Source organism: Chitinophaga sp. Hz27, assembly GCF_042263525.1.
Taxonomy (GTDB): domain Bacteria; phylum Bacteroidota; class Bacteroidia; order Chitinophagales; family Chitinophagaceae; genus Chitinophaga.
This window is the reverse complement of record NZ_JBHKFJ010000009.1, coordinates 50,602-71,035: the sequence shown is the minus strand read 5'-3', so window position 1 is coordinate 71,035 and position 20,434 is coordinate 50,602. Positions and strand designations below refer to the sequence as shown.

14 protein-coding genes are annotated in these 20,434 nt (G+C 46.2%); 5 read left to right on the top strand and 9 right to left on the bottom strand.

Annotation, left to right across the window (positions count from 1 at the left end; genetic code table 11):
- Window positions 1–77 precede the first annotated feature (77 nt).
- Window positions 78–1,292: a gliding motility-associated C-terminal domain-containing protein gene (locus tag ACE38W_RS21415; protein ID WP_375834480.1), complete on the top strand. Its 1,215-nt coding sequence runs from the start codon at window positions 78–80 to the stop codon at window positions 1,290–1,292.
- Between the two features lie 60 nt (window positions 1,293–1,352).
- On the opposite strand, the gene ACE38W_RS21410 is transcribed toward ACE38W_RS21415, so the two are convergent.
- From ACE38W_RS21410 to ACE38W_RS21375, 8 genes are all read right to left on the bottom strand, one after another.
- Window positions 1,353–1,796: a hypothetical protein gene (locus ACE38W_RS21410; RefSeq protein ID WP_375834478.1), complete on the bottom strand. Its 444-nt coding sequence runs from the start codon at window positions 1,794–1,796 to the stop codon at window positions 1,353–1,355.
- Window positions 1,797–1,989: 193 nt separating this feature from the next.
- Window positions 1,990–2,322 (bottom strand): T9SS type A sorting domain-containing protein, encoded by a 333-nt coding sequence (locus ACE38W_RS21405; RefSeq protein ID WP_375834475.1) that lies wholly within the window; start codon window positions 2,320–2,322, stop codon window positions 1,990–1,992.
- A 14-nt stretch (window positions 2,323–2,336) separates the two neighbouring features.
- The gene (locus tag ACE38W_RS21400) at window positions 2,337–2,792 is read right to left on the bottom strand and encodes an SRPBCC domain-containing protein (RefSeq protein WP_375834472.1); all 456 of its coding nucleotides are present in this window, start codon (window positions 2,790–2,792) and stop codon (window positions 2,337–2,339) included.
- A gap of 166 nt (window positions 2,793–2,958) precedes the next feature.
- Window positions 2,959–4,125 carry a mannonate dehydratase gene (uxuA, locus tag ACE38W_RS21395; RefSeq protein ID WP_375834469.1) on the bottom strand — a complete coding sequence of 389 codons (1,167 nt, stop codon included), beginning with the start codon at window positions 4,123–4,125 and terminating at the stop codon, window positions 2,959–2,961.
- A gap of 11 nt (window positions 4,126–4,136) precedes the next feature.
- Window positions 4,137–6,467, bottom strand: a complete 2,331-nt coding sequence (locus ACE38W_RS21390; protein ID WP_375834466.1) for a glycoside hydrolase family 3 N-terminal domain-containing protein — start codon at window positions 6,465–6,467, stop codon at window positions 4,137–4,139.
- A 2-nt stretch (window positions 6,468–6,469) separates the two neighbouring features.
- Window positions 6,470–8,074, bottom strand: a complete 1,605-nt coding sequence (locus ACE38W_RS21385; protein WP_375834463.1) for an endo-1,4-beta-xylanase — start codon at window positions 8,072–8,074, stop codon at window positions 6,470–6,472.
- Window positions 8,075–8,104: 30 nt separating this feature from the next.
- Window positions 8,105–9,919: a RagB/SusD family nutrient uptake outer membrane protein gene (locus ACE38W_RS21380; RefSeq protein WP_375834460.1), complete on the bottom strand. Its 1,815-nt coding sequence runs from the start codon at window positions 9,917–9,919 to the stop codon at window positions 8,105–8,107.
- Between the two features lie 19 nt (window positions 9,920–9,938).
- Window positions 9,939–13,115 carry a SusC/RagA family TonB-linked outer membrane protein gene (locus tag ACE38W_RS21375; protein ID WP_375834458.1) on the bottom strand — a complete coding sequence of 1,059 codons (3,177 nt, stop codon included), beginning with the start codon at window positions 13,113–13,115 and terminating at the stop codon, window positions 9,939–9,941.
- Between the two features lie 388 nt (window positions 13,116–13,503).
- Here ACE38W_RS21375 and ACE38W_RS21370 point away from each other — a divergent pair, with 388 nt between their 5' ends.
- The 4 genes from ACE38W_RS21370 (at window position 13,504) to ACE38W_RS21355 (ending at window position 19,482) form a co-directional block, all read left to right on the top strand.
- Entirely contained in the window at window positions 13,504–14,544 is a 1,041-nt protein-coding gene (locus tag ACE38W_RS21370) for a LacI family DNA-binding transcriptional regulator (RefSeq protein ID WP_375834455.1), read from the top strand.
- A gap of 71 nt (window positions 14,545–14,615) precedes the next feature.
- The gene (locus ACE38W_RS21365; RefSeq protein WP_375834453.1) at window positions 14,616–16,760 is read left to right on the top strand and encodes an alpha-glucuronidase family glycosyl hydrolase; all 2,145 of its coding nucleotides are present in this window, start codon (window positions 14,616–14,618) and stop codon (window positions 16,758–16,760) included.
- A 20-nt stretch (window positions 16,761–16,780) separates the two neighbouring features.
- Window positions 16,781–17,530 (top strand): SDR family NAD(P)-dependent oxidoreductase, encoded by a 750-nt coding sequence (locus ACE38W_RS21360; RefSeq protein ID WP_375834450.1) that lies wholly within the window; start codon window positions 16,781–16,783, stop codon window positions 17,528–17,530.
- 11 nt (window positions 17,531–17,541) lie between these two features.
- Window positions 17,542–19,482: a sialate O-acetylesterase gene (locus ACE38W_RS21355; RefSeq protein ID WP_375834447.1), complete on the top strand. Its 1,941-nt coding sequence runs from the start codon at window positions 17,542–17,544 to the stop codon at window positions 19,480–19,482.
- A 14-nt stretch (window positions 19,483–19,496) separates the two neighbouring features.
- On the opposite strand, the gene ACE38W_RS21350 is transcribed toward ACE38W_RS21355, so the two are convergent.
- Window positions 19,497–20,294, bottom strand: coding sequence for a class I SAM-dependent methyltransferase (locus tag ACE38W_RS21350; RefSeq protein WP_375834445.1), 798 nt, complete (start codon window positions 20,292–20,294; stop codon window positions 19,497–19,499).
- Window positions 20,295–20,434: the final 140 nt, after the last annotated feature.

The window sequence follows — 20,434 nt, the reverse complement described above, 5'->3', positions numbered from 1 at the left end:
ACAAAAAAAGCTGGTTATCTTTATAAAAATAATCCTGTGTAGAACTGACGTAAAACAGATGAGCGTCCCATTTACCTATGAATAAATTTTACCGACAACTCGCTGCCGGAATGTTACTGATGGCCGGCATATTACCAGGTCAGGCAGTGAGTGCCGCGACCAGCATTCCTACCGCGATCAGCATGACGGCAATGCCGCCAACCATCAGTGATCAGACCTTTACGGTTACCGACGACACACCGGCAGGAAGCATTATTGGTCAGGTAGTGGCTACCGGCAATATCATTGACTGGAACATTATTGATGACAACAGTAACGGTGCCATCACGCTGTCTACCAACGGTACCCTGACCGTGAAAGACGCTGCTATGCTGCGAAGTAAACGAGGTACCACTATCAGGATATCCGTTTCCGTTAGTGATGGAACTTTTACCAGTGATGTGGCCGACATTAAGGTGAATGTGGTGGCCAGCGGTATCAATCATCCTCCAACCCTGGACCCTATTGCCAACCAGATGGCCTGTACTGGAACGGAGTTGCATACCCTGCATCTGACGGGAATGTCGGCAGGTGATCCTGACCAGACCTACACGCTGGTTGCTGTGGCAGATCTGCCTATACTAGACCTCCTCCAGGTTACTACTGATGGCACACTTACCTTTAGATTGAAGCCAGGGCAGGCCGCAGGCGTATGTACCGTAACAGTGATGATCAAAGACGATGGCGGCACAGCTAATGGCGGACAAGATACCAAGACCGAAACTTTTACTATCAGCGTCAATAAAATTCCAGACCTGAAATTAGTGAGTGATAAAGGAAATATTATTAAGAAAGGAGAAGTCATTACGCTGACGGCGAGCGGCGGCGATACTTATAAATGGACTGCGGGTGTTACAGGTGAAGTAACTACCCCCAGCATAACTGCAAAGCCACTGAAACTTACCCAGTATGAGGTAGTGGGCATCAGCGATGCCGGCTGTACAGATACTGCTAAATTAGAAATCAGGGTACTGGGCGACTTTATAATCAATGCTAACAACGTACTCACGCCAAATGGCGATGGGCACAATGATTACTGGGTAATCGACGGTATTGAAGACTATCCTGAAAATGAACTGACGATTGTAGACCGTGCTGGCAGAACTGTATTTCAACAGAAAAACTATCACAATACCTGGGATGGAAAAATAAACGGGCAACAGCTTGCTGAAGGCACTTACTACTATGTATTCCGTGTGATGGGAAGTACAGATATTGCAAAGGGTTATATTACCATACTGCGAAAGTATTAATACATCGACTAACAGCTACACCTATACGCTGCCGCACAGACAATTGTTTGTGCGGCTTTTTTATGCCTGCAATCTGGCGGCTATCAGCACGAGCGCCTTATGCATATCTGCTTTCCATTCGTTGGAAACCTGATCCCTGGAAGCTTTATTGACCAGCAAAGCACTACCATAATCGAATATCAACCGGAAAAAGCAATGTGTATCCATCAGTACAACACCAGCCTGTTCTTCCATAATCAATACTTCATCGGGTTTCATTTTACGACCTGGATATCCGGGTACCAACGCAAGTTCACGCAGGTCCATGTTTTCATAAAACCGAAAGCTCGCATTTGAGAAGCCCCAGTTTTCAGATTGGCTGACTACAGTAAGGAATTCAGGAAACAGCTCATAGTCGATTGCATACAGTGATGATACCAGCGGGTCGTATATTGCTCCCATGTTCAAATCAGTGGCATGAGGGTTATCTGTGCCACCGCTTCTTCTTAGCACCCATTTTACCATGGTTATTTAAAACTTTGGTCTGTAGAACGAAATTATCATACCAAAGTTGCGTGTGTGCAACAAAAAATCGACGCTTATCGCAATTATTTCACAGCTTCTTTTCTTGTGAGGCTCAAGTAGATAAGAAAAAGAAGCGCTGCTTAAAACAGGGCATTCCTGATTTAAGCAGCGCTTACCAAAACCTATCTGGAGTTTATAGTTTCATGATCTTTTTAACCTGGTATTCCTGGTCGGCCTGCACACCTAAAAGATATATTCCCTGTGGCATTTCAGTGATATTGAAAGGTACCTCATGGTTCATGCCGACGGCAGATTGTTTCATATCTATTTGCTGGCCGGTATTAAAGTTGATCAGCTTAATAGTTACGGCAACAGATTTAGTCAGCGTTACTGATACCTTAAAGTTGCCGCTGGTAGGATTTGGATAGAGTTGTATATCCTTTATCAGGGCTGGTTTATAACCCAGTAACGAATCTGTGTTTCCTCTGTCGGCCTCCGGCCATATAGTGATAGACTTGGTAATCATTTATATAAGGGTGCTTAATCCTTTTTCATATAGTCAAATGCACCTTTACGCAGATGCACACCATATTCCAGCCAGGCTTTCAGACAAGCCAGGAAATTAGCCCAGCCTTCTGTATTACCGCGCATCCATTTTAAGCCAGCTTCGGTATTAGGCATACTGCCTTCTGTAATCTTTACTAGTGTAGCATTATCGGGCCGTTTTTCCAAACGTATATCTACTTTTAACTGATAACCAGGCGAGCCTTCCCATTGAAAGATTACTTCTTCTGGTTCTTTTAAATCCAGGACTTTTATTGTAAACTTATCAGGAAACTCCGGGAACTTCCAGGTAATATCCTTGCCTGCTTCCATTTTTGCAGAACCTTCCTGAATAAAGTAGTTGGACATCTGCGCCGGATCAATGATAGCGTTATATACCTCATGGATTGGTTTTGCTATCTGAATACCAGCTTTTGCTTCCAGTTCATTCATAAGATAATAGTTTAGGTAGATGAATATGTTTCCGTTGTATACAAGTTAGCTAAAAGATAGCAACAAAAAAAGGGCGCTGTTCGGACAACAGCGCCCCTGCTCAATTCCGGCACGAGGGAAAAAATTAACCCAAACGTGAATTGCTCAGCATTAGTTTCAAAACGTGTTAAATACTTTTACTGATACCCAGCTCCAATCCACGAAGCTCTGCTAGTCCCTTCAAACGCCCGATGGCAGAATATCCCGGGTAAGTCTGCCTATATTGATCATCCAGCAACTGATGTCCATGATCAGGTCGCATAGGTATGCTCCTGTCTTCATGTTGCATCAGTTGTAATAACGACCTCACCACAGCAGCCATATCGGTATTGCCTTCTAAATGATACGACTCATGGAAGTTGCCACCTGCATCGGATAGTGTATTGCGCAAATGAATAAAATGAATCCTGTCGCCATAACGTGTAATCATTCCTGTAAGATCATTATCCGGCCTCACTCCTAACGATCCGGTGCAAAAGCAAAGCCCATTTGCTACAGACGGCACTGCAGCCAGCACCCGCACAATGTCTGATTCGGTGCTCACTATTCGCGGTAAGCCTAGCACCGGAAACGGAGGATCGTCCGGATGTATCGCCATCACCAGGCCTTCTGCTACTGCTACAGGAACGATCTCTCTTAAAAAATAAATGAGATGCTCACGTAACTTATCAGCATCAATATCCTGATAGGTATCCAATGCTTCCAATATTGCCGCTCGTGTAAAACGCCCGCTGGTACCAGGCAAACCAAGCATGCAATTATCAAATAATAAATTCCTCGACGCTTCATCCATCTCATCCAGCAAGCCCATAGCGGATTTCACATCTTCAGCTGCATAATCCTTATCAGCCATAGGCCGTTGCAACAGGAAAATATCAAATGCAATAAACGCAAGCCTTTTGAAGCGCAAGGCAATAGCGCCATCAGGCAAGCGCCAGGCAATATCTGTTCTCACCCAATCCAGTACTGGCATGAAGTTATAAGTGATTACTTTGATACCACATGCCCCCAGGTTGCGCAAGCTCTCCTTGTAATGATCGATATGCAGCAGATAATTACCGCTCTTGCGTTTGATATCCTCACTAACCGGCAAACTCTCAACCACCGTCCAGGTAAGGCCAGCGGCATGGATCAGCTCTTTTCGTTTATTGATCTCCGTTATGGGCCATACTTCGCCGGGCGCTAGGCTATGCAAGGCTGTCACCACGCCCGTGCAACCCGCCTGCCGAATGTATTCCAGGCTCACAGGGTCTTGCGGCCCAAACCACCGCATGGTTTTCTCCATTAATCTCATCTGCAAAAATCTTATTGAACAGTAAGTACTACATTAGCTGTTTTATCAGAAGAGGTACCCACCATACAGGTAAAGGTGCCTGCTTCTTCTATCCACTTCATATCTTTATCATAAAATGATCGCGCATCTGCATCTATAATAAAGGTCACTTCTTTCGATTCTCCCGGGTTCAGCCAGATCTTCTCGAATCCTTTCAATTCCTTTACTGGCCTGGTCACAGAAGAATAATCATCACGCAGATAAAGCTGTATCGTTTCCGCTCCTCTTACGGCGCCGGTATTTTTTACAGTCACTTTAATACTTACTTTTTCTCCTGGCCTGATCACCGATTTAGACAATACAGGTGTGCTATATTCAAACGTCGTATAGCTGAGCCCGTGGCCAAACGCAAACAGCGGGCTCACATCAAAGCCAAGGTTGTAGCCTCTTCTGGCGGATGGCTTGTAATTATAATATGCAGGTATATGTCCTGCTGTTCGTGGAAAAGAAATAGGTAGTTTACCACTGGGATTTACTTTCCCGAACAAGGCATCTACCATCGCATAGCCACCTTCCTGGCCCAAGTACCAACACTGCATTAGCGCAGGCACCTGCTCTGCCAGACTCCCGATACTCAATGGAGGGCCACTATTCACAAAAGCGCAAACAGGTTTTCCGGTGGCTACCACGGCTCTGATCAATTCATTTTGTCCATTCAACAACTCCAACGTAGGCAGATCCCCCAGGTGATTGCTCCCCCAACCTTCTCTGCTCATGCTTTCATTACCGCCTACAAATAACACTACTACATCTGCCTGCTTAGCCACTTCCACGGCTTCAGCTATTTTTTCCCTGGCCCTTGCTTTATCAGCAAGTTCAATCGTATCAGCTCCCCAGTCGTTGATATTGGTCAATGTAGCGCCTTCGGCATACAATATCTTCATGTCTTTGCCATAACGTTCTTTCAACGCTGCTAACGGCGACGTACACACGCGAGGTTTACCGGAATAACCACCCAGCAAGCATTTGTCGGCATTAGGTCCAATGAATGCGATGGTCTTGATCTTATTAATATCTAACGGCAAAAACTGATGCTCATTCTTCAGCAGTACCATGCTTTCGCAGGCAGCTTTATAAGCTACTGCACGTTTAGCGGCACTACCTACCAGCGTATCTGCTACAGCGGGGTCCACATAAGGATCATCAAATAAACCCACTCTGAATTTGTTGATCAGAATACGTATAACAGCTCCATCTAAGGTCGCCATACTTACTTTTCCGCTCTTCACCTGCGCCGCAAGATGTTTGAATCCATCCGGATCAGGGGTCTCTAAATCCACGCCGGCATTAAGTGCCAGCACCCCGGCTTCATCTAGAGAAGGCGTAATTTTATGTAAGGTCTGCACATCTCTGATAGCATAGTAGTCAGAAACCACCACGCCTTTGAATCCCCACTCTTTGCGCAGTATATCTTTCAACAAAAAGCTGTTGATATGTGCAGGCAGGCCAAATACTTCATTGTAACAAGCCATTACGTTCATGGCTTTACCTTCTTCCACGCATAGTTTAAAAGGTTTGAAGAACACCTCCCTGGCTGTTCGTTCATCTATATTACTGGGTGATACATTCAGGCCACCTTCACTTTGTCCGTGTATACCAAAGTGTTTCAAGGTAGCGGCTACTTTATCCTTTCCAAGATAAACACCGTCTCCCTGGTAGGCTTTAATTTCGGCTACAGCCAATTTTGAGATGAGATAAGGATCTTCTCCCAGTGTCTCTTCTGTGCGGCCCCAGCGTGGGTCTCGTGTGATATCGATCACTGGCGCCAATACCTGCTGGCCACCACGGGCACGCACCTCCGCAGCTACGCTACTATAGACCTCTCCCAACAGCTGCACATTCCAACTGCTGGCCAGTGCCATCGGCACTGGAAAGTTAGTAGCATCCTGTGTTTCCTGTCCATGCAATGATTCTTCATGTATCATAACAGGAATGCCTAAACGGGTTTTGTCAATAAAGTAATGCTGGATTTTATTATAGAGGATGGCCTGATCTTTCGGATAACGACCACCACTATTAGGGCCGCCATGTTCGTTTAGCCGTGCCAGTTCGCCCATACCATTTTTCAATGCTGTGGCGGCCTTGGCCTCATCGAAGTCACCGCTATCATTCAGTATGGTCGACTTCTGCGACCAGAGACACTGTGTCTGCATCACTTTTTCATCCAGTGTCATACGCTGCAACAAATCCTTGGCCCGCTGCTCCGGCGACAGCTGCTTATTTTTATAAGCAGGCAGCTGCGCGAACGCAGCTGCTGAAATAGTGGTCAATAACGTGATTAATATTACGCGATTCCTGTACATGCCTATTTACCTTTTAACCCCTGCAACACAGCACTGTAGGCAGGTTTTTTGTTATAATTATTATCATACAACAGCGGATAGTCGGCCCCGTTATTATAGAGCCAGCTGTTTTTATCATTGACACCCCAGATGGTAATACCCGCACGTTGTGCTGCTGGTATATATTTCAGGTAGCTGGTTACGGTATATTTATACACGACTGCCTGATAAGCTAGCAACTGTGGCGTAAGGCCACCGGCGGCACTTCCCGCCACTGCCTTCACGTCCAGCTCAGAGATACGCACTTTCAATCCGCTAGCGCCCAGTTTCTGCATCATGTTATCGATGCCGCCAAGGTTAGAAGTACGGGAGATATGCATCTGCGTACCAATACCATCTATCTTGCAACCTCTTGCCTTCAGCTCTTTTACAAATGCCAGCAAAGAGTCCAGCTTAGCGTTATTGGATTCCAGATTATAATCATTGATAAAGAGATCAGCGGTAGGATCAGCGGCTTCTGCATATTTAAAGGCTTTATACGCTGCATCACGGCCCAGGTAATTAGACCATACCAATACATCTTTCGCATCGGTATTGGTATTTACATTTGTTCGTATAGCCACCGGGTTATCTGCAAAAGGCTCATTGACTACATCCCAGGCATGCACCCTATTTTTATAATGCCCTACCATGGCGGTGATAAACTTTTTCAGTGCAGTATCCAGTTTCACAGCGATCTGTGTTTGATCCGGCTGCACGACTGCTTCTTTAATACTTACATCATCGATGAAGTATGTATTGGCAGCCTGCCCCATATCAAACAATACCGTGTTGGTGGCGGTGGCCGCCGTGATACTCCAGCTTACCTGCTGCCAGCTGGTACCTATGCTCTGGTCGCCCTGGTACTGTGAAGTAGTGGGGGCTGTTCCGGTAGACAAACGTATAGAACCTCCAGCAGATGCCGCTTTCACCCAATAAGAAATAATATAGCTTTTGCCAGGTGTTGTAGCAAAGGACGCACTGGAAACCTGTACTCTCCACTGATTACCCGGATAAGCAGTAGGGTTCACTACTTTCATGGCAGTAGTACCACCGTGTATCTCACTGCTTACCGTGGTTGTGGTAACGGTAGCGGTGCCACTGGGGTTACCAGTATTAAACACCGACCATCCAGTCATGCCTGACTCAAAACCGCCATAGGTCAGGAGTTCCGTAGCCGCCGGAATAATAATGCCAGCAAAATTTTTAAGATAAGTTGCATTCTGATTTTGATGCCAGCAAAGTGTGTGGCCCCAGATGGTCATATCACCTAAGAGGTTTACCATGGCATCTGGCGTCGTGAAATCAATGCTGCCATTGTCTTTCACCACTGCACCATGTTTCATTTCATAACCGAAAGTAACCGAGCTGAAATCCCTTTTGGTAATAGCCAGAAATGCAGGATCCTGCAGTGGCCCGTTATTCACCGCAGTTCCGATAGGAAATGCAGCCGCATCTTTCAGCACACCAGTGGTATCGCCGAAATTGCCGGTAGACAATATCCCTGTGTCTACATTTTTTTTACAGCTACCAAAACATGCAGTAGCAGCTAATAGCAGTATAGGAAAATATTTAGGTATGCCAGGCATATAGTACTATTTAAAAATCGTTTAGTAAGATTAATATCCAGGATTTTGATATTGCGCTTTGTTATTGTCTGCCACCGCATCGAGTTGTCCTTTAGGTATAGGGCGCAGTACATGGAAGTCTTTGACATTACCGGCATCCGGGTTAAAGGCTTTCACACGTTGCACCAATTTTCCACGCACAGCAAGATCCGGCCAGCGCATACTTTCGCCGCAAAGCTCTCTGGTCCTTTCATCCAGGATAAAGTCCAGCGTAATATCCACGACATTATTCACCTTAATAGCATTGTAACGATTTGTTATATCTGAGGAAGATAATCCAGGTCGGTAAGCGGCACGTTGTTTAAGAATATTAATCAGAGTCAATGCATCGGCGGGATGATTATCCTGCAAGGCTGCTTCAGCAGCCAGCAGGTATACTTCCGATAATTTACTCACCACAAAAGGCCTGCCGCCCTGATCATTGGCCGCCAGTTTATTTGGATCTTCGTATTTACTTAAACTTGGATAGAAGTTGGCTGTAACAGCTGGATCTATAGAGCCACCAATCAGGTAAAACTCTCTCGGTGCAATCACCCGGTAAGGTTTTAATCGTGGCCCAACGGGTAATACGCCATTTAGCGAATCTGCTATCCTGTTGGTTTTGGCAAGTATAAACGCAGTATCTGTACTGGCAGTAAAGCCGCCACCTGTCTGCGATGCAATGTATACAGTACGGAACGTACCATCATATCGACTATCATTATCCTTATCTGCAAAAGCTACATTATACAGCCATGGGGTTGGACAAAAACGACGTATAGGCCTGCCATATTGCGTAGTACGCGTACCTACCGGCTGCGTGGAAGAAGATGCCAGTGGCGCTTTTACAGAAGTATAATCTCCCACAAAATCATTATTGGCATCAATTCCTTTGCTACCACCAATTCCTGTAGGATTGCCCACTTCATTGGCGATGTTATTGCCAGGAATACGTTCTACTGCATATAATATCTCACTGTTATAATCATTACCTGGCTTGTGTATATCAGCATAATTTTGTTGTAATGCCACGCCATACTTCGCCTGGTTATTAATTACCTCCATTGCAGCCGTATAGCCGTTGGTGAAATCCGTCGCCTCTTTTGCGCCGGAATAACCTTTATGGATATACGCTTTTGCCAACATATGGTAAGCTGCTGCTTTGCAAAGTCGGAACTCTCCGGCAGGGCGCTTATCAGGAAGGTTCTGCGTAGCAAATGTCAGGTCGTCAATTATTACTTTATAATCCTTTACCAGTATATCTTTTACCGGTAGTCGATTAAATCCCTGAAAGGCCGTCTGATTAAACTTCAGTTCTCCACTTCCTAAATCCACCGGTACCGCGCCAAACTGTTCTACCAGCAGCATATAATACAACGCACGCAGGAAACGGGCCTCTCCTAGCACTATTGCTTTTTCTGCATCAGATAAAGCCACTGTGGGTGCAAACTCAACTACGGCATTTGCCAGGTTGATATTGGAGTAGTTGCGGTTCCAGGGTGTTTGAATAGCGCCATTGGCAAAATCAAGCGTGTAGTTACCCAGGGTGAGATAATCACCGGTTCCACCAGAGCCATTACGTGGTTCGGAAGCATAGGTGAATTCATCTGTACCATCAACAGTAATACCTACAGCCCCTTCAGGACCATAATCGTAACGCATCCCCGAATACAGCGAATAGACAGCGTTCTTGATGCCCGCAGGTGTTTTAAAATAATCAACAGAAAAAACAGTATATGGATGTTCTTCCAGTTTTTTATTGCAGGAGGATGTAGTTAGCAGGATACCACCGGCAACAAGACTGATAATTTTATGTAATGATTTCATACGATGCAAGTTTTACCGGTTAGAAAGAAACGTTAGCGCCAAAGGTGAAAGTCCTTGCTGGTGGTGTGGATACGCCGATAGTTATAGCGCCGTTGCCATTGGTATTGCTACGGAGATTACCGGGGTTACCTACGCCCTGGCTGCCAATACCAGTACCTTCAGGATCTATGCCTGTCTGCTTGTAGTAAGGAGAGAACAGGGTGGCTACGTTATCCACGGTGAAGTATAAACGAAGTTTCTGCGCCTTCAGGCGATTCAGCATTGCATTGCTGAAACTATAGCCCAGGTTAACACTACGGAGTTTCAGGAAGGTAGCGTCATAGTAACCGAGCGTTGTCCACGCAGTACTGATATTACTGATCTGTGTTTGCGGCATCGAGAACCAGTTGCTGGGATTAGTAGGTGTCCAGTAATCCACTTTGATACCATTTCTTTTACCATCCATCACCGTCAGGTAAGAGGCGTTGGACTGATGTACCTGGCTTACCAGCAAGCCACCAAAGCGTGCGTACACAGTAAAGCTGAGATCAAAGCCCTTGTAAGCAAAACGGTTGGTCATGCCTCCTTGCAGCTTAGCGTCCATATCACCAATCACATAACGATCATATAACTCGCTGATAACGCCATCAGGCTTACCACTGGGGCCGCTGCGATCTTCCAGTTTGATCTGGCCTGGCGTAGCACCATATTTCGCCGCTTCTGCTGCTTCGCTGGCTTGCCAGATACCCAGTTTTTTGTAATCATAAATCGCAGACATCGGATGGCCCACAAATAGCTGGTTGGCGATATCCTGCGTTACGCCATTACTGAGTTTCAAAACTTTGTTCCTGTTGAAATATAGATTGAGATCAGTGCTCCACGTAAAACCGCTCCTGGAGCGCACATTTACCGATGATACAGAAAGTTCCATACCCCTATTCTCCATCTCTCCTACGTTACTGGTATAATTACCGGCTACGCCAGAAGTAGGTGGCAGCGATACACCATAGAGAATATTATTCGTTTTCGAATTGTAATATTCCAATGATCCTGAAATCCTGTTGTCCAGCAAACCGAAGTCCAGCCCGAAGTTGCGGGTCTGTGTATATTCCCATTCCAGGTTTGGATTAGGTAAGGTCACTACCTGATAGCCTGTCACGATGGTCTGGCCAAAGTTGTAGCGGATAACATCACCTGGCGCAGTGAGATAGTTATTATTGGTAACAAGTCCTAATGAAGAATACGGCGATACCGCCTGGTTGGAAGTCTGGCCCCATCCTGCACGCAGCTTCAGACTGGATATCCAGCTAATGTGCTGCATGAAGGATTCTTTGCTGATATTCCAGCCGGCGGAAATAGCCGGATAGCTATGCCATTTGTTTCCTGGCGCTAGCCTGGAAGATCCATCCATACGAGCTGTCAGCGTCAGCATATATCTTTCATCGAAAGCATAGTTGATCCTTGCCATGTATGACAGCAGTGCCCAGGAGCTTTCATTCCCTGCTACTACCGGCGCCGGTGTAGCGTTGGACTGTGCAAGGTTATAGAACTGTACAAAGTCTTCTGTGATAGAGTCTTTTCTTACAGAAGTATAATGCATGTGATTCTCCTGGATACTATATAATCCGGTGAAGTTCACATGATGTTTTTGTGCAAACGTTTTATCGTACAATAACAGATGTTCCAGTGTATAGCCCCAGGATTCATCATTGTAAACATAGGCGGTATTGCCTTTGCCGCCACGGAAAAAACTTGGCCGTCCAAGCGCAAGATTATCAGCACTCTGGAATTGGTCATTCTCCGCGGTGCGGTAACTGAGTCCCAGGTTCACACGGTATTTCAGGCCATCAATAATTTCATATTCACCATACAAACTATTGTTGGTAGTAAGGCGGCGTTGTTTATCTACCCAGTTATTATCATTATGTTTTAGTAGCAGCGGACTATAGGTAGGATAATTGTTATCGTCGATATTACCATTGGGTAATGCTCTCACCTTTCCTAAACTATCGTATGGAGCTTCCAAAGGGCTCATTGCCAGTATCGGAAACATTGTTCCGCTGGCAACAAACTGCGCGCCGTTGGTAATGCCTACCTGGTTGAGTGTGGAGATACCCACTTTAACGCGCTTGCCTATACGGGAATCGATGGTTGCACGAACACTATAGCGACTGAAATCCTGTCCTGGCAATACAGCAGTTTCTTTATAATAACCACCACCGAGAGAGAAAGTATTACCATTATGTCCGCCAGATATGGTGAGATTATGATCTGTTCTATAACCATTATTATACATCAGGTCTTGCCAATCGGTGCTTTTGCCTTTGGCGATGTAATCCTTTTCTTCCGGCATATAGCCTTGTCCCCAGGGCGAGATGTTACGCATCGCCTGGTATTCGGTGGCATTGAACACCGGATATTTGTTGGCAACGGTAGCGATGCCATGGTAACCACTATAAGATATTCTGGTGTCGCCATTTTTCCCGCGTTTGGTTGTAACCATTACGATACCGTTAGCGCCGCGGGAGCCATAGATGGCTGTTGCGGAAGCATCCTTTAAGATGTCGATGCTGGCGATATCATCGGGGTTGAGATCATTGAGGGAGCCTTCGAAGGGGATACCATCTACTACAAAGAGCGGATCGTTCTGTCCGGAGATGGAGCGGGTACCGCGGATACGTATTACGGCGCCAGATCCTGGCGTGGTGCCGGAGCGTTGAATTTCAAGGCCGGCGGCTTTTCCCTGGAGGGCTTGCTGCAGGTTGGCTGAAGGCACTTCTCGAAGGGCTGTTTCGCCAACGCTTACCGTGGAGCCGGTAACGTCTTTACGTTTCTGGGTACCATAACCTACTACGACCACTTCACTGACATCGCGGGCAACAGGCTTCAGCTGAATGTTCAGTTGTTGCTGGGCGCCTACGGCTATTTCTCTTTCCGCAAAGCCGATGCTGGAGATAACCAGTATGGAGGTAGACTTTACGGTGATGACAAATTTTCCTTCAGTGGAGGTAACAGCACCGATGCTGGTGCCTTTGATCTGTATGGAGGCGCCGGGCACCGGCTGGTTATGATCGTCGGTGACGAGGCCCGATAGCTGGCGGTCCTGCGCCTGTGCGTGGATGGTGTGAATGGTAGCGCATAACAGCAGTAATAGCGTAGTAAAGAACTGGATGCGCCACCAATTGCCGTTGCGGCATTGTGGTTCGTGCTGGACCATTTTTGAAGATTTTGATTGATAAATTGAAATCGGTTGTATTCAACCGGTTAATAACGCAAGAAATGAATGCGGATAGAATAAACTATGGAACACTATCGCTTGTAATGCAATACAGATAAGGTATTACATAAGATAAGCGAAAGCACACCAGGCATAGGTGGCCTCCCAGGAGGCGTGGAATATGCTAGAATGTTTAACAGACAGCAGTTGGCAGCAGTTTTCATAACAATTAAGTTCGTGGAGCCGTTTAATGGCAATATAATCGTGGAATCTCTCAGGGTCTATTTCACAGAACGAATATAGTGTTCTTTTCTTAAAAAATACAACCGATTGTATTTTTTTGATAGAAATTTTCTACCTTTATTTGTATAGGGAAACCCGTTCATCTATGTCTGAAGAGAAAGAAATTACGATATACGATATTGCCAAACATCTGAATATATCCGCCACCACAGTGAGTCGCGGATTAAAAGATCATCCCACTATCAATATCAAAACCCGCAAAAAAATTGCGGAAGCGGCCCGCCAGCTGGGATATCGCAGCAATACATTTGCCAGCAGCCTGCGAAGTAAACGCACGCAGACACTGGGTGTTATTGTACCACGACTCAATAGTAATTTCATGTCGTCCGTACTGGCAGGAATGGAAAATGCCGCCAGTCGCGAAGGATACAACCTCATTATCGCGCAATCACTCGAAAAGGCAGATAAAGAAATGGAGAACGCCCATACCATGTTTAACAAACGGGTAGATGGACTCATGGTGTCACTGGCTTATGGCTCCGAAAGCCTCCAGCATTTCGACGACTTCTTTCAAAAGAAAATTCCTGTCATATTTTTTGACCGCGTTTCTGCTCACCCGGAAAGCACTTCTATCATTATTGATAACTACGCCGCCGCCTATCAGGTAACGGAACATCTTATCAAACAAGGCAGCAAACGCATACTACACCTGGGGGGCAATATGCTGCTAAGCGTATACGCGGAGCGACTCAGAGGCTATAAACAAGCCCTCCACGATCATAAAATCAGCTTTGATGAAAAGCTCGTACTCAACGGCAACCTCACCGAAGATTTTGGCACCGCTGCCGCTGCACATATACTAAAACTAAAACCTAAAGACCGCCCCGATGCCGTCTTCAGCGCCAACGACACCGCCGCCGTATACTGTATGATCGCCATCAAAGCCGCTGGTATAAAAATACCACAGGAGATCGCCTTCGCCGGCTTCAATAACGATCCTATCAGCAAAGTAATTGAACCCAATCTCACCACTGTCAACTATCCCGGCTATAACATGGGACAAGCAGCAGTAACCAGTCTGGCCAATCATCTCAACGGTGAAACCAGTATTATCAATACCAATACCATTGTACTGAGGTCCGAACTAATCATCCGCGACTCCTCACAAAAAAATAATTCCATTTAATGGGAATTTTTTTGCAATTTTTACGCAACCGATTGTATTTTTTCTTGCAATTTTTAATTCCACGTTATGTCATGAAAAAAGCACTCCTTATATTATTTATATTCCTCTGCTACCATCATGCTCAAGCAGAAGACGGATACCATGCATGGCTGCGATACACTCCTATCTCCCAACCAGCAATACTTTCCGCCTACAGATCACAATTAGCCAGCTGCTATGTTCCCGGAAAATCACCCACGGACACCGCTATACGAAATGAATTGAAACTAGCCCTCCCAGGCATGTTGCAGCAATCGGTTTCGGAAACCAACTCCATACAAAACCATACACTCGTATGCGCACGCATGCAGCTATTACCAACCGGCCTGCAACAGCAGCTCAGCAGCCTGGTACAGCCGCTGGACAGCAATGGTTATCTCCTTAAAACCATCTCCTATGCTGGAAAAAACATTACCATCATCACCGCCAAATCTGATATCGCCATATTATACGGCACCTTCGCCCTGCTGCGCATTATGCAGCAACAGCAACCTATCAGCAACCTGCAACAACAAAGCAGCCCAACCGTAAAGCTACGCCTGCTCAACCACTGGGATAACCTCACCCGCTACGTAGAACGCGGATACGCCGGCATATCCATCTGGAACTGGCATACGCTACCTACGTATATAGATCCCCGTTATACGGATTATGCCAGGCTAAACGCTTCTATCGGCATCAACGGCACCGTCCTTAATAATGTCAATGCCAGCGCCACTATACTTACACGCCCTTGGCTGCTCAAAGTAGCAGCCATCGCCAACGTACTACGGCCATATGGCATCAAAGTATATCTCAGCGCACGTTTCAGTGCTCCTATTGAAATCGGAGGCCTCCATACCGCCGACCCATTGAACGATTCTGTTCGCACCTGGTGGCAGCAAAAAGCAAAAGAAATTTATACGATCATCCCCGACTTCGGCGGATTCCTTGTAAAAGCCAACAGCGAAGGACAGCCAGGCCCTCAATCCTATGGCCGCACCCACGCTGATGGCGCCAACCTCCTCGCCGATGCACTCGCCCCTTACAGTGGCATCGTCATGTGGAGAGCCTTCGTATACAATCCCGAGGCCTCAGATAGATTTAAACAAGCCTATGAAGAATTTACTCCGCTAGATGGAAAGTTCCATAACAATATATTAGTGCAGGTGAAAAATGGGCCGGTCGACTTCCAACCAAGAGAACCTATCTCCCCCCTGCTAGGTGCCATGCCTAAAACCCCGCTGCTACTGGAATACCAGCTCACACAGGAATACCTCGGGCAAGGCACTCACCTCGTATATGAGGCGCCGTTATTCAAAGAGGTACTGGAAACAGATACTTACGCCAACGGCAAAAACAGCACTGTAGCCAGTATCGTAGATGGAGAACTTTACCACCATACATTATCAGGTATTACCGGTGTATCAAACATTGGTAATGAACGTAACTGGACCAACCATCCTTTCGGACAGGCAAACTGGTACGCACTCGGCAGGCTCGCATGGAACCCGCAACTACACGCCGATAGCATTGCCACCGAATGGATTCGCCAGACCTTCGGTTGTAACCCACAACTGGTGAACACCATCCAGCAAATGATGCTGCAATCCCGCGAAACTGTGGTACAATACATGACGCCATTAGGCCTCCATCATATCATGGGCAACGGCCACCACTACGGCCCTGCACCATGGAGTAATCACGCGCCACGTCCCGATTGGGACCCGGTATACTATCATAAGGCAGACCGCTACGGTATCGGCTTCGATCGCACAGCAACAGGCTCCAATGCACTTGCGCAATATCAGCCTGCACTTGCACAACACTACAGCGATAGCAGTACATGCGATCCTCACTTTTTACTTTGGTTCCATCATGTAAGCTGGCAACACAAAATGCCGTCTGGAAAAACACTCTGGGATGAACTCTGCTACCAATACAATGCAGGTGTTAAAGGCATAGAGCAGATGCAGCAACAATGGACAAGCATAGCAGGCTTTATAGATAAAGAAAGATTCCACCAGGTAAGCATGCTGCTCGACATTCAACACCAGGAAGCAATATGGTGGCGAGATGCCTGCCTGGCCTATTTTTCATCGGTAAACAAATTGCCTGTACCAGCACAATATCCTATGCCGGCGCATAACCTGGAATATTATCAGCAACTGAAATTTCCTTTTGCTCCCGGAAATTGAAACTAATAAAATTGGAATACATGTACGATAACAACAAGCGCGTGGCAATAGTAACCGGAGGCGGCTCCGGTATAGGACTGGCTATCGCGCAGAAATTCGTTGATAATGGTATTCAAACTATTGTCATAGGTCGGAATGCAAAAAAACTCTCAGATGCAAGACAACAACTCGGTGAAAAATGCCATCCCATTAACCATGATGTAAGCGATCTTGCTACACTGCCAATACTAGTAGAAAATATAATTAAAACGTATGGACAGATAGATATTCTGGTAAATAATGCAGGTATCAACATGAAAAAAGATCTTACGGAAACTACGGACGAAGATTTTCAGAAGGTCATCAATACTAATCTGACAGCGGTTTTCGCATTATCAAGGGAAGTAATCAAACATATGCTGCCCCAAGGAAAAGGTAGCATTATCAATATCAGCTCCATGGCTGCACAATATGGTATGCCCCGCGTCATCGCCTACAGTGCCAGCAAAGCAGCCATTGATGGTATCACCAGGGCCATGGCAGTAGAACTATCTCCAAAGGGTATACGAATTAATGCAATCGCTCCAGGTTTCATCGCCACCGCCATGACAGCAGTAGCCCTGGATGCTGACCCTGAACGCAAAAACAAAGCCCTGGGACGCACACCCATGGGACATCTCGGACAACCTTCCGATATCGGCGACGCAGCGCTATTCCTCGCCTCCGATGCGGCAAAATATATCACAGGAGTTATCCTTCCCGTCGATGGCGGCAATTCCATCGGATTCTAAAATTCCACGTTATGAAAACAATCTGCTTGTACCTGCTCTCCTGCTGCCTGCTATCTCAGCTTTGCTTCGCAGAAGTAAAACTACCACGCCTCATCAGCGACAACATGGTATTACAACGAAATGTAAAATTACAAATATGGGGATGGGCATCTCCTGGAGAAAAGGTGCAAGTAGATTTCATGCAGCAGCATTACAACATTGTTACCGGTAAAGATGGAAAATGGAAAGTTACACTGCCACCGATGAATGCAGGCGGCCCTTTCCAGATGACCATCACCGGTAACAACACTATTCAGCTTAATAGTATTCTGATTGGCGATGTATGGCTTTGCTCCGGCCAATCAAATATGGAACTATCCATGGAAAGGCTGAAAGACAAATACCCCGACATCATCAAAAGTGCCAGCAATCCGGATATCCGCCAATTCAACGTTAGCACCACCATTACCTGGGATGGCCCCCAGGAAGATTATAAATCCGGCGCCTGGACAACTGTATCACCACAAAGCATTAGCAGCTTTAGTGCTGTCGGATACTTCTTTGCAGACCAGCTATACCAACGCTATCACATTCCAATCGGAATTATTAAATGTGCGACTGGTGGCAGCACCGCAGAAGCCTGGCTGGATGAAAACACCCTGCAACAGTTCCCGGACCTGCTCTCCATCGCCAAACAGTTCCAGCAAAAGAATTATGTTGATAGTCTCAAAGCCCATGATACCTACGTCAATGATGTTTGGTACACACACCTCTGGCAATCAGATGCAGGCCTTCAGGCACCAGTTAAATGGTATGAGACCGCAAATGATTACAGCTCCTGGCAAACCTTTAAAGTTCCTTCCCTTTGGAAAGAGCAAGGCATCACCGATAGCCAGGGCGTTGTCTGGTTCCAGAAAGAAGTGACCCTCAGCAAAGATTTTGCTTCCCAACCAGCACAGCTTTGGCTGGGAAATATGATAGACCGGGATTCAGTTTTTGTAAACGGGCGCTTCGCAGGCACCACTGGCTATCAGTATCCTCCCCGCAAATACCCTATTCCTGTGGGTATGCTGCAGGAAGGAAAAAATAGTATAGTCGTTCGCGTTATCAATTACAGCGGTGCGGGAGGATTTTATAAAGATAAAAGATACCAGTTGTTCAATAGCAAGGATACCATAGAACTCAGTGGCGACTGGCATTACAAGATTGGCTGTACTTCCGCGGCTATGCCAGCCACAATTTCCTATTGGTTGCCGCCACTAGGCTTGAATAATGGGATGATAGCACCACTGAAAAATATTGCGTTGAAAGGCGTTATCTGGTATCAGGGCGAGGCCAATACCAACAACCCTGAAGCCTATACGAAAATATTCCCGGCATTAATCAATAGTTGGCGTACTAACTGGCAGGGCCACACGCCAGATAAAATTATGCCTTTCTTTTTTGTGCAACTAGCCAGTTATATGGAAACGCGTGACCAGCCCGTAGAGAGCAATTGGGCTGCACTCAGGGCAGTCCAGGCACAAACGCAGTCATTGCCCGCCACCGGCATGGCAGTAACCATCGATATCGGTGAATGGAATGATATACATCCATTAAACAAAGCAGATGTAGGCAAACGCCTCGCTTTATGTGCTATGCATACCGCTTATGGCGAAAATGATGTAACCTGCCAGGGACCTGTATTACAGCAAGCGAAAAGAAAAGGGAAACAGTTGATTCTCACTTTCGCCCATACAGAACAGGGATTGAAGTTTAATGCGGACCATCCTAAACAATTTGCTGTTGCCGGCACCGATCATCGCTATGTTTGGGCCAACGCTGTCCTGAAAGGCAACCAGGTAATTGTTTGGGCAGACAACGTAGAACTGCCTGTGATGATACGTTATGCCTGGGCCGATACCCCTGCTGCCACTACCTTAAGCAATGGAGCAGGGTTGCCGGCTTCACCGTTTCAATACCAGATAAAATAATATAGCCGTTCACGTTACTTGGTAAACTTCAGGGAAAACAACATCGGGATCTTCTCTTCCAGGCCTTTGATCTGGAAAAGGCCCGGCGCTACTTCTACAGTGTTAGCAAAGCAATTATATGGAGAGCTGGTATGTTCGTTGAAAAATTCCAGCGTCAGCCCGGCTCTCTTCAATGCATTCAAGACCTCACTGGTAGGGTGATTCCAGCCATAGGAAGTATCATGCAGGTCAGCGGATCGGTCGGCATAGGTGCCATTGGTCGTTTCTACGATCGGCGCCTGATTGAAATAAGAATACTGGATTTCTTTGAATTGGTCATCAAACATCCATACAATCGGATGGAAGTCCACCATATAAAAGAAACCACCTGGCTTCAGTTTGGCCGCAATCTCCTTCGCCCATATATCCAGATCGGGCAACCAACCTATCGTACCGTAAGAAGTATACACGATATCAAATTCACCACTGATTACTTTCGTAGTGTCATATACGTTAGCACATACAAAAGTGGCAGGAACTGCTAATTGTGCTGCCAGGTCTTCCGCAGCTGTTATGGCTTTATCTGAAAGATCAAGGCCGGTAACTACAGCCCCATTCTTCGCCCACGAAATCGTGTCCATTCCAAAATGACACTGCAGATGCAACAAGTGCTTGCCTTCTACCGCGCCTACTTCTTCCAATTCTATGGCATTTAACGAAGACTTCCCCGCCTTGAATGCATCCACTGCATAAAATTCCGAGCCTAAATGCACTTCGGTTTTATTATTCCATAATTGTTTATTTACACTAAACCATTTGCTGTGATTATCCATCTTCAATTCCTCTTTGGGTTAAAAAAACTGATGTTGCAAGATTACATCAAATCACTCAGCCTGCTGTAATTATCCTGTTATGCTAGTTGTAATCTACCCTAACCTAAAAACGAGCGCAGGCTCATTGATCAACTAGATAA

Bases quoted from the DNA above. Each gene is read 5' to 3' on its own strand.
- ACE38W_RS21370 (WP_375834455.1), top strand. From the start codon at position 13,504: ATGTCTGAAGAGAAAGAAATTACGATATACGATATTGCCAAACATCTG.
- ACE38W_RS21350 (WP_375834445.1), bottom strand. From the start codon at position 20,294: ATGGATAATCACAGCAAATGGTTTAGTGTAAATAAACAATTATGGAAT.
- ACE38W_RS21375 (WP_375834458.1), bottom strand. From the start codon at position 13,115: ATGGTCCAGCACGAACCACAATGCCGCAACGGCAATTGGTGGCGCATC.
- ACE38W_RS21405 (WP_375834475.1), bottom strand. From the start codon at position 2,322: ATGATTACCAAGTCTATCACTATATGGCCGGAGGCCGACAGAGGAAAC.
- ACE38W_RS21385 (WP_375834463.1), bottom strand. From the start codon at position 8,074: ATGCCTGGCATACCTAAATATTTTCCTATACTGCTATTAGCTGCTACT.
- ACE38W_RS21380 (WP_375834460.1), bottom strand. From the start codon at position 9,919: ATGAAATCATTACATAAAATTATCAGTCTTGTTGCCGGTGGTATCCTG.
- ACE38W_RS21415 (WP_375834480.1), top strand. From the start codon at position 78: ATGAATAAATTTTACCGACAACTCGCTGCCGGAATGTTACTGATGGCC.
- ACE38W_RS21365 (WP_375834453.1), top strand. From the start codon at position 14,616: ATGAAAAAAGCACTCCTTATATTATTTATATTCCTCTGCTACCATCAT.
- ACE38W_RS21400 (WP_375834472.1), bottom strand. From the start codon at position 2,792: ATGAATGAACTGGAAGCAAAAGCTGGTATTCAGATAGCAAAACCAATC.
- ACE38W_RS21360 (WP_375834450.1), top strand. From the start codon at position 16,781: ATGTACGATAACAACAAGCGCGTGGCAATAGTAACCGGAGGCGGCTCC.
- ACE38W_RS21355 (WP_375834447.1), top strand. From the start codon at position 17,542: ATGAAAACAATCTGCTTGTACCTGCTCTCCTGCTGCCTGCTATCTCAG.
- ACE38W_RS21410 (WP_375834478.1), bottom strand. From the start codon at position 1,796: ATGGTAAAATGGGTGCTAAGAAGAAGCGGTGGCACAGATAACCCTCAT.
- ACE38W_RS21390 (WP_375834466.1), bottom strand. From the start codon at position 6,467: ATGTACAGGAATCGCGTAATATTAATCACGTTATTGACCACTATTTCA.
- uxuA (WP_375834469.1), bottom strand. From the start codon at position 4,125: ATGAGATTAATGGAGAAAACCATGCGGTGGTTTGGGCCGCAAGACCCT.